Here is a 13,736-nt window from a genome sequence, read left to right on the forward strand (position 1 = left end):
TTGGTGCAAGCGGAAGCCAGTCGGAAGGCCTCCCACGTCACGTGGGAGCACCGCCGCGACACCCTCATCGCCTACGACGTACGCCGCGGGCGGGTGCCTCGGGACCGGACCCGACGACCTGTGCTGACTAGCTGCGACAGCTGCGGTCGGTGCGGGTGGGAGGCGATCGTGCTGACCTCCGCTTGTCGGATCGGCTCCGGCTCGGCCGCGGACGGTCGGGTCGGAACTGATCGGTCAACCACGAATGCTAGCCGAAGATTCCCCGCCGGGCCGAATCCAGGCGACGTCCCCGCCCACCCGCGCGATCTCCCAGCCCTCGGCCAGGCCGCGGAGGTCCTCCCCCTCGACGACGAAGCGCACCGGGCCGGCCAGGTCGAGGACCAGTGCCGCGGCGCCGTCCAGGAGGGCCGACCGGGCCGCGACGGCGGTGGTCACGGGCACCGGACGGGCGTCGGGGCTCCAGGCGGCGAGCGCCTCGGTCCCGCTGAACGCCAGCAGCGCGAGGCGTCCGTCGGCGCCCTGCACCAGGACCGTGGCCATGTCGCTCGACTTGTCGTGGGTCAGCCCCGCCTCGTCGATCTCGACCTCGCCGAGGACCGCCACGACCGGAACCAGGACCCGCGCCTCGCGCAGGGCCCCGAGCGCGTCGGCGTACGCCGCCGGGTCGCGGTCCCAGGCGGCGAGCGCCCTGGCGAGGTCCGGTTGGGCCGCCCCGTCGTCGCCCGCGAAGCCGGGGTCCGGGATCACGCGGGAGTGGGTCGGGTCGGGCTCGAGCACCTCGCCATTCTCCCCGCCGACGCGGGCGAGGAGCGAATCGGCCGGCGGTGTGAGCCGACCCACGGGTCAAAGTCGAGTGTCTTAGTTGATTTACTCGTTTCGCTGGTCTAGACATGGACGACATGTCCACCACCGCCCTGGCAGGCACCCCTGCTCCCCCACGTCAGCGACCTCGGTCGCGGTCGGCGAGGTCCCGCTTCGCCTTCCTGCGCCGGTGGGTCTCACCGATCGCCCTGATCCTGCTGTGGCAGCTGCTGTGCGTCGCCGGCGTCATCGGCGCCCGCACGCTGGCCGCCCCGACCGAGGTCGTCGCCACCGGCATCGACCTGGTGCAGGACGGCACCCTGGGCACCGAGACTCTCATCTCGCTGCAGCGGGTCGCCCTCGGCGCCCTGATCGGCGGCGTGGTCGGACTGTCCTTCGCGATCGTCGCCGGCCTGAGCCAGATCGGCGAGGACGCCATCGATCCGCCGATGCAGATGCTCCGCACGCTGCCGCACTTCGGCCTGATCTCGCTCTTCATCACCTGGTTCGGGCTCGGCGAGATGCCGAAGGTGACGCTGATCGCCATGGGCGTGTGCTTCCCGCTCTACCTCAACACCCTCGGCGGCATCCGGGGCATCGACCGCAAGATGCTCGAGGCCGCCCGCTCGATGCACCTGACCTGGCGGCAGCAGGTGCGCCACGTGATCTTCCCCGGCGCACTCCCCCAGACGCTCGTCGGGCTGCGCCAGAGCCTCGGCATCGCCTGGCTGTCGCTGATCGTCGCGGAGACGATCGCCGCCGACTCCGGGCTCGGCTACATGATCAACGACGCCCGCGAGTTCTTCCGCACCGATGTCATCGTCGTCGGCCTCGCCATCTACAGCCTGCTCGGGCTCGGCACCGACGCCATCGTCCGCCACCTCGAGAGGAAGGCCCTCGCATGGCGAGCCTGACCACCACCGGCGCCCCGGTCGCCCGGGTCCGGGGACACCACCGCTCCTTCGGCGAGACCCACGTGCTCCGGTCGATCGACCTGGACATCGCCCCCGGCGAGTTCGTGGCACTGCTCGGACGCAGCGGGTGTGGCAAGTCCACGCTGCTGCGCAGCCTCTCGGGCCTCGACCCGACCCCGACCGAGGAGGTCGAGGTCGCCGGCCGCACGTCGGTCGCGTTCCAGGAGCCGCGCCTGCTGCCCTGGCGCCGCGTGCACGAGAACGTCGAGCTCGCGCTGCTCAACAGCCCGGAGCGCCGGCAGCGCGAGGAGCTCGCCCGGCGGACCCTGGTCGAGGTCGGCCTCGAGGAGAAGCTCGACGTCTGGCCGCTCCAGCTCTCCGGAGGCCAGGCGCAGCGGGTCTCGCTGGCCCGCGCCCTGGTCAGCAGCCCCGACCTGCTGCTGCTCGACGAGCCGTTCAGCGCCCTGGACGCGCTGACCCGCATCGACATGCACCAGCTCGTCATCGAGCTGTGGCGCCGGCACGCGATGGCCGTGCTGATCGTGACCCACGACGTCGACGAGGCCATCGCGCTCGCCGACCGGGTGCTGGTCATGGACAGCGGCCGGATCGCCCGCGAGTGGTCCATCGAGCCGCGCCGCGACGACCGCGACCTCTCCAAGCCGGAGATCGCCCGGATCCGGGCCGAGCTGCTCGACGCGCTCGGCGTCCGGCCGACCCCGCCCAACCCCAACCGTGAGCCCGTCCGAGACCAGGGAGCAGCATGATCCGCAAGCACAGCCCCACCCGCCGTACGAAGCTGGCCGCCCTCGGCGCCGCCCTCGCCACCGTCCTGGCCCTCGCGGGCTGCGGCGGCTCGGCGACCGGCAACGAGGGCGCCGTCGACGACGACGGCAACGTCGACCTCTCGAAGGTGACGCTGATCGTCGGTGACCAGAAGGGCGGCTCCAAGGCGCTGCTGGCGGCCGCCGGGCTGCTCGACGACGTGGAGTACGACGTGCAGTGGAAGGAGTTCACCTCCGGTCCCCCGCTGCTCGAGGCCCTCAACTCCGGCGCGATCCACGTCGGCGGCGTCGGCAACACGCCGCCGCTCTTCGCGGCGGCCGGGCAGGCCGAGTTCCAGGCGATCCAGGCGGCGACGTACGGCGGGACCGGCGACGCGATCGTCGTGCCGCCCGGGTCGTCGATCAAGAGCGTCGCCGACCTGAAGGGCAAGACCGTCGGAGTCGCCGAGGGCAGCTCGGCCAACTACCACCTGCTGGCGCAGCTCGAGAAGGCCGGCCTGACGTTCTCCGACATCACGGTGAAGGACCTCCAGCCCGGCGACGCGCTGACGGCGTTCGACGCCGGCCACCTCGACGCGTGGGCGATCTGGGAGCCGTTCACGTCCCAGGCGGAGATCCAGGCCGGAGCGAAGGTGATCGCCGACGGGACCGACGTGGTCAACGGCCTGGTGTTCCAGGCGGCGTCCAACGAGGCGCTCGAGGACCCCGCGACCACCGCCGCCCTGCAGGACTACGTCGGCCGGATCGCGCAGGCACAGGTGTGGTCGCAGACCCACCAGGAGGAGTGGGCGAAGACCTGGGCCGAGGAGACCGGCCTGCCCGAGGAGGTGACGCTCGCGGCCGTGCAGAAGCGCCGGATCGAGCTGGTGCCGATCGACCAGTCGGTCATCGACTCCGAGCAGGAGATGGCCGACACCTTCGTCGACAACGGACTGCTGCCCGAGAAGTACGACGTGGCGCCGTACTTCTCCGACGCCTACAACGAGTACACGACCGGGGAGAAGTGATGGGGCTCAAGCTGCACTGGTTCCTGCCCACCTCGGGTGACAGCCGGTCGCTGGTCGGCGCGGGACAGGGTGTGCCCGGCGGGCTCACCGGCCTCGGGGCAGGCGACGAGAGCGACTTCCGGGCGCCGACGATCGACTACCTGGCCCAGGTCGCCCGGACCGCCGAGCAGGCCGGCTTCGAGGGCGTGCTCACCCCGACCGGGACGTTCTGCGAGGACGCCTGGCTGACGACCGCCGCGCTGATCCGGGAGACGACCCGGCTGAAGTTCCTCGTCGCCTTCCGGCCGGGGGTCATCAACCCGGTGCTCGCCGCACAGATGGCGGCGGCCTACCAGCGCCACTCCGGCGGGCGGCTGATGCTCAACGTGGTCACCGGCGGCGAGCCGCGCGAACAGGCGCGCTTCGGCGACCGGGCACCCAAGGACGAGCGGTACGCCCGGACCGAGGAGTTCCTCGCGGTCGTGCGCGGCACGTGGAGCGAGGCGCCGTTCGACTTCCACGGCCGCTTCTACGACGCCGAGGGCGCGCTGGTCAGCGGTGGCATCGACCCGGTGCCGCCGATCTACTTCGGCGGCTCGTCGGGTCCGGCAGGCCCGGTCGCCGCGAAGCACGCCGACGTCTACCTCACCTGGGGCGAGCCGCTCGAGCAGGTCGCGGAGAAGCTGTCCTGGATGCGCGAGCTCGCGGCGCAGGAGGGCCGGGCGCTGCGGTTCGGACTGCGCATCCACACCCTCTCCCGCGACACCGCCGAGGAGGCGTGGCAGCACGCGCAGTGGCTGCTCGACGGGCTGGACCCGGCCGACGTGGCCAAGGCGCAGGAGGCGATGCGGCAGAGCGAGTCGACCGGCCAGCGGCGGATGCTCGGGCTGCGGTCGCGCACGGCGTACGCCTCGGCCCGCGAGCTGGAGGTGGCGCCGAACCTGTGGGCTGGCGTGGGCCTAGTCCGCGGCGGCGCGGGCACGGCGCTGGTGGGCAGCCACGAGGAGGTGGCCGACCGGCTCGCGGACTACCACCGCATCGGGATCGACGAGGTCATCCTCTCCGGCTACCCGCACGTCGAGGAGGCGTACCGGTTCGCGGAGGGCGTCACGCCGGTGCTCCGGCGGCGTGGCCTGCTCGACAGCGCACCGACCGACGCCCGGGTGGCGGCGCTCGCCTGAGCCGCCGCCCCACCGGGCGTGTGGGATCCTGGCACCGTGGAGGACGCAGCCTGGTTGGCCCTCGCCCTGAGCCTCACCGTGCTCGGCGGGATCTGGACGTGGATCTCGTTCCGGCGCCGGGGCGCCCGCTCGGGGCTCCGGGCGCTCGCGGTCACGCTGCTGCCCCTGGCGGCGTACTTCACCGACACGCTCCAGATGGTGACCGCCGTCGCCACCGAGGTCGGTGACTGGGCGACGTCCCTGGCGTTCAACCCGGTGACCTGGCTCGGGATCACCCTGGCCGGCCTCTCGGTGGTGCTGTTCGTCGTCGCCGGCAGGATGCGGCCCCGGGCCGTCGACCGCGCCTCCGGGACGCCCGAGATTCAGAATCGGACGCGTTCTGACGCAAAACGCCCGGCGATAGCCCAGGATGACGACATGGCGGAGATCGAGGCGCTGCTGCGCAAGCGAGGGATCAGCTGATGGCGTCGCGGTCCGGAGCGGGAGTGGTGGCCCGCAACCAGCTGTGGACGCGGCTCAACGACGCCGTCGCCAAGTCCGACGCGCCGCTGCCGACGCCGGTCTTCGTCGTCGACCTCGACGCGTTCGACGCGAACGCTGCCGACCTGGTCCGCCGGGCCGGTGGACTGCCGATCCGGGTGGCCTCGAAGTCGCTGCGGATCCCGGCACTGATCGAGCGGGCGCTCGCGCACCCCGGCTTCCAGGGCGTGCTGGCGTTCACGCTGCGCGAGGCGCTGTGGCTCTACCGCGAGGGCATCTCCGACGACCTCGTGGTCGCCTACCCGACCGTCGACCGCGGCGCGCTCGCCGAGCTCGTCGCCGATGAGGGCGCCGCGGCGGCGATCACGCTGATGGTGGACTCGGCCGCGCACCTCGACGTCGTCGAGAGCGTCCGGATCCCCTCCTCGCCGCAGGTGCGGCTGGCGCTCGACGTCGACGCCGGGCTGCACCTCGCCGGGCAGCACATCGGGCCGAAGCGCTCCCCGCTCCAGGACACCGCCGCGATCGTCGCTCTCGCGCGCGAGATCGCGCGTCGCGAGGGCCTGCGCCTGGTCGGCGTGATGACCTACGAGGGCCAGGTCGCCGGGCTCCAGGACACCGTGCCGACCGCGCGCGCCAAGTCGGTCGTCGTACGCCGGCTCAAGGCGCTGTCGATGTCGCAGCTCGCCGTACGCCGCCGCGAGATCGATGCCGCGCTGCGGCAGGTCGCGTCGCTGGAGTTCTGGAACGGCGGCGGCTCCGGCTCGGTCGCCGAGACCGCCGCCGACGCGGCGGTCACCGAGATCGCCGCCGGATCGGGCCTGCTGGTGCCGACGCTCTTCGACCATTACGCCTCCTTCGAGCCGCGGCCCGCGTCGTACGTCGGCCTCCCCGTCGTACGCCGGCCCGCGCCGGGCGTCGTCACCGTGCACGGCGGCGGGATCATCGCCTCCGGCCCCACCGGCGCCGACCGCTCCCCGACCCCCTGGGCGCCCGCCGGGCTCGAGCTGACCGCGCTCGAGGGCGCCGGTGAGGTGCAGACTCCACTCACCGGTCCGTCCGCCGACCTGCTCGAGGTGGGCGACCTGGTGTGGTTCCGCCCGGCGAAGTCCGGCGAGCCCTTCGAGCACGCCCCGACCGTGCACCTGCTGTCCGGCAGCGAGTTCGTCGACTCCGTGCCGAGCTACCGCGGGTGTGGCCAGGCCTTCTGACGGGACCGCCGCGGCCGTCCTCGACCTCCTGCTCGCCCGGCCCGCGACCCTGGGCGCGGGGCGGCTGCTGAGCATCGACGGCCCGTCCGGCTCGGGCAAGACGACGCTCGCGTCGGCCGTCGCCGGGCTCGTCCCCGATGCCCGGGTCGTGCACGTCGACGAGCTCGTGCACGGCTGGGACGGCCTGCCCGACGTGGCCGGCCGCCTCGACGCGCTCCTGCGGCCGCTGGCCACGGGTCGTGCGGGCGCCTGCCTCGGCTACGACTGGGTCGCGGCCGCGCCGGGCGGCGAGGTGGTCGTCGAGCCGGCATCCCTGGTCGTCGTCGAGGGCGTCGGGTCGGGGTGCCTGCCGATCGCCGACCTGGTGACCGTGCTGGTCTGGGTCGAGGCCGACCTCGACGTACGGATGACCCGCGGGCTCGAGCGCGACGGCGAGACCTTCCGGCCCCACTGGGAGCAGTGGGCGCTCGCCGAGCAGCAGCACTTCGCCGAGCACCGCAGCCGGGAGCGGGCGGACCTCGTCGTCCGCACCTAGGTCGAATCGAGACTTCTGACGGTCGAATCGATCGATTCGACCGTCAGAAGTCTCGACTCAACGGCAGAAGCCTTGCCTCACGGCGCGGACTGGTGCTCGACGGTGGCGCGGAGCTCGCGGACCGCCTGCTTGGCGCGGTTGCCGTCGGAGCCCTGGATGCCCATGGCGGCGACCGTGCTGCCGTCGGCGAGGTCGATGGTCACCCACGGGGCGCCGGGCGGGAGGTGCACGGCGACCACCTGCGCCCAGGCGTACTCGCGGCGGCGGTAGCCGTTGACGACGACCAGCCGGTCGGGCTCGGCCACGACCCGCGACCGGACGAGCGCGAACCACACCGCGAACGCCAGCAGGCCGAGGGCGATGACCGTGATCCGCTGGAAGGTCGTGAAGCGCGCCTGGGTCTCCTCGTCGAAGCCGACCCAGGCCAGCGCGCACACGATCAGCAGGCCGGCGCCGAGGACCGTGCCGGCCATCCGGACGCCGAAGGGGCGCCAGGTGTGCGGCAGCGCCGGCACCGGCCCGCGCTCAGAGGCGGCAGGCATGGATGTCGGTGAGGAGGATGCCGCGGGCACCGATCTCGAACAGCTCGTCCATCAGCCGCTGCGCTCCGGCGCGCGGGACCATCGCCCGTACCGCGACCCAGCCCTCGCGATGGAGCGGCGAGACCGTCGGGCTCTCGATGCCCGGGGTCAGCGCGACGGCGGCCGCGACGTGCTCGCTCTTGATGTCGTAGTCCATCATCACGTAGCTGCGGGCCACCAGGACGCCCTCGATCCGGCGGCGGAAGATCTCGAAGCCGTCGGGCACCGAGCCGCCGCGGGTGACGAGCACCGCCTCGGACTCCAGGATCGTGTCGCCGAAGACCTCGAGCCCCGCCTGGCGCAGCGTGCTGCCGGTCTCGACGACGTCGGCGATCACGTCGGCGACGCCGAGCTGGATGCTGGTCTCGACGGCCCCGTCCAGGCGTACGACGGTCGCCTCGATGCCGCGCTCCTCGAGGAACGCCCGCACGACCCCGTCGTACGACGTGGCGATGCGGGTGCCCGCGAGCTGGAGCAGGTCGGTGTAGACGCCCTTCGGGCCGGCGAACCGGAACCGGCTGCGGCCGAACCCGAGGCCCATGACCTCCTCGGCCTTGGCGCCGGAGTCGGAGAGCAGGTCACGGCCGGTGATGCCGGCGTCGAGGGTGCCCTCGCCGACGTACAGCGCGATGTCGCGCGGGCGCAGGTAGAAGAACTCGACGCCGTTCTCGGTGTCGGTCAGCGTGAGCTGCTTGGCGTCATCGCGCTGCCGGTAGCCGGACTCGCGCAGGATCTCGGAGGCCGAGAGGGACAGCGACCCCTTGTTGGGGACCGCGATGCGGAGAAGTGCCATGAGTCGTCCTCAGAGGTGTGCGTAGACGTCGTCGAGCTCGATGCCGGCGGCCAGCATCAGGACCTGGGCGTGGTAGAGCAGCTGGCTGATCTCCTCGGCCGCACGATCCTTGCCCTCGTGCTCCGCGGCCATCCAGGACTCGGCGGCCTCCTCGACCAGCTTCTTCCCGGTCGCATGGACGCCGGCGTCGAGCTGTCGCACGGTGCCGGATCCCTCGGGTCGGGTCCGAGCCTTCTCGCTCAGCTCGGCCCAGAGCTCGTCGAACGTCTTCACGGTCGTCAACCCTACGGCGTGCCGTCCCTCAGCCCCGCCAGGGTCCGGGCGGTGAGCAGCGCGGCCGAGGTCGCCTCGTAGCCCTTGTCCTCCTTGGAGCCCTCGAGCCCCGCCCGGTCGAGCGCCTGCTCGTCGTTGTCGCAGGTGAGGACGCCGAAGCCGACGGCGACCGTGTGGTCGAGCGCGACCCGGGTCAGGCCGTCGGTGGCGGCGCTGCAGACGTACTCGAAGTGGGGGGTGCCGCCGCGGACGACGACCCCGAGCGCCACGACGGCGTCGTACCCCTGCTGAGCGAGGGCGGCGGCGACGACCGGGAGCTCGAACGTGCCGGGCACCCGGACAGTCGTCGCGGTGGCGTTGAAGTCGCGCAGCGCCCGCTCGGTGCCGGCGAGCAGGCCGTCCATCACCTGGGTGTGCCAGCTCGCGGCGACGACGGCGACCCGCAGGCCGCTCGCGTCGAAGGTCTCCGCGTCCGGGGCTCCGTGTCCGGCCATGTCAGGCTCCGTCCTGGGTCGGCTGGTCGAGGTCGGGGAGATGGTGGCCCATCCGGTCCCGCTTCGTCAGCAGGTAGGCGAGGTTGTGGTCGTTGGGGTGCGGCGTCAACGGGACCCGCTCGGCCACCGGCACCCCGAAGTCCTCGAGGTTGGCGACCTTGTCGGGGTTGTTGGTGAGCAGCCGGACGCTGCCGATGCCGAGGTCGCGGAGCACCTGGGTCGCCGTGCCGTAGTGGCGGGCGTCGGCGGGCAGGCCGAGGTCGAGGTTGGCGTCGACGGTGTCCCGGCCGCCGTCCTGGAGCTGGTAGGCCTGCAGCTTGGCGACCAGACCGATGCCCCGGCCCTCGTGGCCGCGCAGGTAGACCACGACGCCGCGGCCCTCCTCGACGATCCGCTCGAGCGCCTCGTCGAGCTGGGGACCGCAGTCGCAGCGGTGGCTGCCGAAGACGTCACCGGTCAGGCACTCCGAGTGCACCCGGGTCAGCACCGGCTCGTCGCCGGAGACGTCGCCGTGGACGAGCGCGATGTGCTCGGAGCCGTCGACGGTGATCCGGTAGCCGTACGCCGTGAAGTGGCCGAACCTCGTCGGCAGCCGGGTCTCGGCGACCCGCTCGACGAGGTTCTCGTGCCGCCGCCGGTAGCGCACCAGGTCCTCGATCGAGATCATCGCGAGCCCGTGCTCGTCGGCGAACTCGCGCAGCTCGGGGGCCCGCTTCATCGTGCCGTCGTCGTTGACCACCTCGACCAGCACACCGGCCGGCGTCAGCCCCGCGAGCGTGGCGAGGTCGACCGCCGCCTCGGTGTGGCCGCGCCGGACCAGGACGCCGCCCTCCCGGTAGCGCAGCGGGAAGACGTGGCCCGGCCGGGTGATCTCCCACGGCTCGGTCGCCGAGTCGGCGAGCACCCGGGCCGTGTGCGCGCGGTCGGCCGCGCTGATCCCGGTGGTCACGCCGTCGCGGGCGTCGACCGAGATCGTGTACGCCGTGCGCAGCTTGTCCTTGTTGTGCGGGGTCATCAGCGGGATCTCGAGCCGGTCGAGCATGTCGGCCGGCATCGGCACGCAGATCACGCCGCTGCTGTGCCGGATCGTGAACGCCATCAGCTCCGGGGTGGCCTTGCTGGCCGCGAAGATGATGTCGCCCTCGTTCTCCCGGGTCTCGTCGTCGACGACGACGACCGCCTTGCCGGCCGCGATGTCGGCGATCGCGCGCTCGATGGGGTCGAGCCGGATGCCGTCGTGCTGGGCGTCGCTGCTCATGCGGGGACCTTCTCCCGTTCGGTGGGGCCGGGCGAGTCCGCAGTGGCGCGCCACCAGGTGACGAACCCGGCGAGGCACAGGCCGCCGTAGAAGACGTAGAGGATCGCGGACGGGTAGTAGCCGGAGTGCCAGAGCAGCGGCACCCCGACGAGGTCCACGGCGATCCAGACGAGCCAGAAGTCGTTCCAGCCGCGCGCCATCGCATAGGTCGCGAGCATCGAGCCGACGAAGATCCACGCGTCGCACCAGAAGTACCACCGCGGTGCCGGCCAGCCCGCGCCGACGACCGAGAACACCCACTGCAGCACCAGCACGCCGGCGACCGAGGCGACGACGTACGCCGTGCGCTCGCGCACCGTCGCCCAGCGCGGGTCGATCGCGGGGGCGTCGGCGCCGTGGAGCCGCTGCTGCTCGCGCCAGCGCGCCCAGCCGTAGACGCTGGTCGCGATGAAGAAGACCTGGCGGGCGGCCTGTCCGAACAGCGGCTGCTGCGCCTGCGCGTCGAACGTCGCGGCGATGAAGACCGTGAACAGCAGGACGTTGCCGACGATCCCGACCGGCCAGGCCCACACCCGGCGGCGCAGGCCGCCGACGGCCGAGGCGAAGCCGAACGCGTTGCCGAGGATCTCCCGCCAGGTGATCGGGTGGCCCGCGATCGTCAGGTGGGCGTCGTAGAGGGAGGAGAGGGCGCTCATGCGTGGTCCTGGCTCGTGGGGTTCTGGAAGGGCAGCAGGCGCTCGACGTACTTGGCGATCACGTCGACCTCGAGGTTGACCCGGTCGCCGGGCTGCCGGGTGCCGAGCGTGGTGCGGGCGAGCGTCTCGGGGATCAGGCTGACCGTGAACCGCTCGTCCCCGGCCTCGACGACGGTCAGGCTGACGCCGTCGACGGTGATCGAGCCCTTGTCGACGAGGTAGCGGCTCAGCGCGGCCGGCATCGCGACCTCGACGACCTCCCAGTGCTCGCTGGGCGTGCGGCTGACGACCTCGCCCACGCCGTCGACGTGGCCCTGCACGATGTGGCCGCCGAGCCGCTTGTCAGCGGTGACGGCGCGCTCGAGGTTCACCCGGTCGCCGGGGCGTACGCCGTGGAGGCTGGTCTTGTCGAGCGTCTCCTGCATGACGTCGGCGGTCCAGGTGTCGCCGTCGATGCTGGTGACGGTCAGACAGCAGCCGTTGACCGCGATCGAGTCACCGAGGCCGGTGCCCTCGAGCACGGTCGTGGCGCTGATGCCGAGGCGGATCGCGTCGCCCTGGTCCTCGACCGCGGCGACGGTGCCGAGCTCCTCGACGATTCCGGTGAACATGTCAGGCTCCTTGGTCGGTGCGGGCTGGTGCCAGGGTGAGGCGCACGTTGGGCTCGTCGCCGTCGAGCACGGCGATGTCTGTGACGCGGGGACGGAACGCGTCGGCGATGGTGGAGATTCCGAGGTCGGCGACCGCGCTGCGGCCGGCGCCGAGCAGCATCGGCGCGACGTAGACGACGATCTCGTCGACCAGTCCCGCCCGGAGGAACGCTGCGGCGAGCGTCGGTCCGCCCTCGAGGAAGACGTGCTGGCGGCCGCGGGCGTAGAGCTGCTTCAACGCGGTGTCGGGCTCGCGGGTGCGCAGGTGGACGGTCTCGGCGTCGCCGTTGAAGATCCGCCGGCCGGGGTCGAGGTCGCGCTCCCCCATCACCGCCCGCAGCGGCTGCCGTGCGAGCGGCTGGTCGTGCTCGTCGCGCACGGTGAGCAGCGGGTCGTCGACCGCGACCGTGTTGGTGCCGACCAGCATCACGTCGCACAGGGCGCGGAGCCGGTGGGTGTCGCGTCGGGCCGCCGGGGAGCTGACCCAGCGGCTGGTGCCGTCGGCCGCGGCGCTCCGGCCGTCGAGCGTCGTGGCGAACTTCCAGGTCACGAACGGCCGGCCGTGGTCGATCGCGAACGTCCAGACGGTGTTGAGCTCCCGGGCCTCGTCCTCTAGGAGACCGCCCTCGACCTCGACGCCGGCCGCGCGGAGCGTGTCGGCGCCGCCCGCGGCCTCGGGGTTGGGGTCGGGCTGGGCGAACACGACACGGCGTACGCCGGCCGCGACCAGCGCCTCGGCACAGGGCCCCGTGCGGCCGTGGTGGTTGCAGGGCTCGAGCGTGACGACGGCGGTGGCACCCCGAGCGCGGTCGCCGGCGGTGGCGAGGGCGTCGGCCTCGGCATGGGCGGTGCCGGCGCCGCGGTGGTGGCCCTCGGCGATCGTCGCGCCGGCGTCGTCGAGGAGCACGCAGCCGACCCGCGGGTTCGGCCCCAGCGGCACGCCGGGGGTCGCCGCGAGCGAGAGCGCGCGCCGCATGGCGGCCTGCTCGGCTGCGGTGTGGCCCATCACTGCCCCTCGTGTCCGGTCGCGGACTCCGGGGCTGACGGGTGGCGTCGTCGAGCGTCGCGGCTCGACGGATCCACCCAGCGTGCGCTTCCCATCCGGACTTTCACCGTCGGTCCAGGATTTCCACCTGGTCAACCGGTCACTGCTGTGACCGGGTCGCGGACTGTCACCGCCGGTTCGGAATTACACCGACCCCAGAGCACGCGAGCTGATTGCTCGTCGCGTCGAGTGTGCCACAGGGGCCGCCGTCCGGCGCCGTGGGCCGCGTCACACGAGGCGTCGAGTTGGGCCGGGCTGACCCGCGGGTCGGGCCGGGCTCACTCTCCAATTGGGCCGGGATTCCTGCCCAGCTCAACGGTGACGCGGGCCCAACTCGACGGTGACGCGGGCCCAACTCGACGGGGACGCGGGCCCAACTCGACGTCAGCCGGCGGTGGCCGCCTCGGCCTTCTCCCGCAGGGCGGCGATCATCCGGTCGGGGTCGTCGGCGGAGTAGACCGCCGAGCCGGCGACGAACACGTCGGCGCCCGCCTCGGCGCACCGCTCGATCGTGTCGAGGGACACGCCGCCGTCGACCTGGAGCCAGGTCTCGACGCCGTGCTTGTCCATCAGCTCGCGGGCGCGCCGGATCTTGGGCAGGCAGAGGTCGAGGAACCGCTGGCCGCCGAAGCCGGGCTCCACGGTCATGACCAGCACCATGTCGAGCTCGGGGAGCAGGTCCTCGTAGGGCTCGATCGGGGTCGCGGGCTTGAGCGCCATGCTGGCCCGGGCGCCCGCCTTCCGGATCTCACGGGCCAGCCGGACCGGCGCCTTGGCGGCCTCGACGTGGAAGGTGACCGAGCCGCACCCGGCATCGACGTACGCGAGGGCCTCGCGGTCGGCGTCCTCGATCATCAGGTGCGCGTCGAGAGGTACGTCGGTGGAGCGGACCAGCGCCTCGACCATCGTCGGCCCGAAGGTCAGGTTGGGGACGAAGTGGTTGTCCATCACGTCGACGTGCACCCAGTCAGCGCTGCCGATCCGGGCGACCTCCTCGCCCAGCCGGGCGAAGTCCGCATTGAGGATGCTCGGGGTGATCTGGATGTGTCCCACG

General features: G+C 72.6%; 17 protein-coding genes and 1 riboswitch. Of the genes, 7 read left to right on the forward strand and 10 right to left on the reverse strand.

What is annotated here, in order from left to right; genetic code table 11:
* Positions 1-234: 234 nt before the first annotated feature.
* Positions 235-777 carry an SseB family protein gene (locus HZF07_RS04605; protein WP_181644800.1) on the reverse strand — a complete coding sequence of 181 codons (543 nt, stop codon included), beginning with the start codon at positions 775-777 and terminating at the stop codon, positions 235-237.
* 122 nt (positions 778-899) lie between these two features.
* On the opposite strand from HZF07_RS04605, the gene HZF07_RS04610 reads away from it, so the two are divergent.
* From HZF07_RS04610 to HZF07_RS04640, 7 genes are read left to right on the forward strand one after another with little or no spacing between them, the layout of a single operon-like run.
* Positions 900-1,715, forward strand: coding sequence for an ABC transporter permease (locus HZF07_RS04610; RefSeq protein ID WP_157340000.1), 816 nt, complete (start codon positions 900-902; stop codon positions 1,713-1,715).
* Positions 1,703-2,482: an ABC transporter ATP-binding protein gene (locus tag HZF07_RS04615; protein ID WP_157340001.1), complete on the forward strand. Its 780-nt coding sequence runs from the start codon at positions 1,703-1,705 to the stop codon at positions 2,480-2,482. The genes HZF07_RS04610 and HZF07_RS04615 overlap by 13 nt, the downstream gene beginning before the upstream one ends.
* Entirely contained in the window at positions 2,479-3,507 is a 1,029-nt protein-coding gene (locus HZF07_RS04620) for an ABC transporter substrate-binding protein (RefSeq protein ID WP_157340002.1), read from the forward strand. The genes HZF07_RS04615 and HZF07_RS04620 overlap by 4 nt, the downstream gene beginning before the upstream one ends.
* On the forward strand, positions 3,507-4,667 hold the full coding sequence (locus HZF07_RS04625; RefSeq protein ID WP_157340003.1) for an LLM class flavin-dependent oxidoreductase: 1,161 nt from the start codon (positions 3,507-3,509) through the stop codon (positions 4,665-4,667). Before HZF07_RS04620 ends, HZF07_RS04625 begins: the two co-directional genes overlap by 1 nt.
* A 36-nt stretch (positions 4,668-4,703) precedes the next feature.
* Positions 4,704-5,129: a cellulose synthase gene (locus HZF07_RS04630; RefSeq protein WP_157340004.1), complete on the forward strand. Its 426-nt coding sequence runs from the start codon at positions 4,704-4,706 to the stop codon at positions 5,127-5,129.
* Positions 5,129-6,358, forward strand: a complete 1,230-nt coding sequence (locus HZF07_RS04635; RefSeq protein WP_157340005.1) for an amino acid deaminase/aldolase — start codon at positions 5,129-5,131, stop codon at positions 6,356-6,358. The genes HZF07_RS04630 and HZF07_RS04635 overlap by 1 nt, the downstream gene beginning before the upstream one ends.
* Positions 6,342-6,893 carry a nucleoside/nucleotide kinase family protein gene (locus tag HZF07_RS04640; RefSeq protein ID WP_309504488.1) on the forward strand — a complete coding sequence of 184 codons (552 nt, stop codon included), beginning with the start codon at positions 6,342-6,344 and terminating at the stop codon, positions 6,891-6,893. Before HZF07_RS04635 ends, HZF07_RS04640 begins: the two co-directional genes overlap by 17 nt.
* 77 nt (positions 6,894-6,970) lie before the next feature.
* On the opposite strand, the gene HZF07_RS04645 is transcribed toward HZF07_RS04640, so the two are convergent.
* The 9 genes from HZF07_RS04645 to rpe form a co-directional block, all read right to left on the reverse strand.
* Positions 6,971-7,435, reverse strand: coding sequence for a PH domain-containing protein (locus HZF07_RS04645; RefSeq protein WP_157340006.1), 465 nt, complete (start codon positions 7,433-7,435; stop codon positions 6,971-6,973).
* Positions 7,419-8,267, reverse strand: a complete 849-nt coding sequence (gene hisG / locus HZF07_RS04650; protein WP_157340007.1) for an ATP phosphoribosyltransferase — start codon at positions 8,265-8,267, stop codon at positions 7,419-7,421. The genes HZF07_RS04645 and hisG overlap by 17 nt, the downstream gene beginning before the upstream one ends.
* 9 nt (positions 8,268-8,276) lie before the next feature.
* On the reverse strand, positions 8,277-8,540 hold the full coding sequence (locus tag HZF07_RS04655) for a phosphoribosyl-ATP diphosphatase (protein ID WP_181644801.1): 264 nt from the start codon (positions 8,538-8,540) through the stop codon (positions 8,277-8,279).
* Positions 8,541-8,551: 11 nt separating this feature from the next.
* A complete protein-coding gene (gene ribH / locus HZF07_RS04660) occupies positions 8,552-9,034 on the reverse strand; it encodes a 6,7-dimethyl-8-ribityllumazine synthase (protein WP_157340009.1) in 483 nt (160 codons plus the stop codon).
* Position 9,035: 1 nt separating this feature from the next.
* Positions 9,036-10,292: a bifunctional 3,4-dihydroxy-2-butanone-4-phosphate synthase/GTP cyclohydrolase II gene (locus tag HZF07_RS04665; protein WP_157340010.1), complete on the reverse strand. Its 1,257-nt coding sequence runs from the start codon at positions 10,290-10,292 to the stop codon at positions 9,036-9,038.
* Positions 10,289-10,987, reverse strand: a complete 699-nt coding sequence (locus HZF07_RS04670) for a nicotinamide mononucleotide transporter family protein (RefSeq protein WP_157340011.1) — start codon at positions 10,985-10,987, stop codon at positions 10,289-10,291. The genes HZF07_RS04665 and HZF07_RS04670 overlap by 4 nt, the downstream gene beginning before the upstream one ends.
* Positions 10,984-11,598, reverse strand: coding sequence for a riboflavin synthase (locus HZF07_RS04675; protein ID WP_157340012.1), 615 nt, complete (start codon positions 11,596-11,598; stop codon positions 10,984-10,986). Before HZF07_RS04675 ends, HZF07_RS04670 begins: the two co-directional genes overlap by 4 nt.
* A gap of 1 nt (position 11,599) precedes the next feature.
* The gene (gene ribD / locus HZF07_RS04680) at positions 11,600-12,643 is read right to left on the reverse strand and encodes a bifunctional diaminohydroxyphosphoribosylaminopyrimidine deaminase/5-amino-6-(5-phosphoribosylamino)uracil reductase RibD (RefSeq protein ID WP_232523012.1); all 1,044 of its coding nucleotides are present in this window, start codon (positions 12,641-12,643) and stop codon (positions 11,600-11,602) included.
* A gap of 78 nt (positions 12,644-12,721) precedes the next feature.
* Positions 12,722-12,850: riboswitch (FMN riboswitch) on the reverse strand.
* 216 nt (positions 12,851-13,066) lie between these two features.
* Positions 13,067-13,735, reverse strand: a complete 669-nt coding sequence (rpe, locus tag HZF07_RS04685) for a ribulose-phosphate 3-epimerase (RefSeq protein WP_181644802.1) — start codon at positions 13,733-13,735, stop codon at positions 13,067-13,069.
* Between the last annotated feature and the right edge of the window lies 1 nt (position 13,736).

Source organism: Nocardioides agri, from assembly GCF_013778305.1.
GTDB classification, from domain to species: domain Bacteria; phylum Actinomycetota; class Actinomycetes; order Propionibacteriales; family Nocardioidaceae; genus Nocardioides; species Nocardioides agri.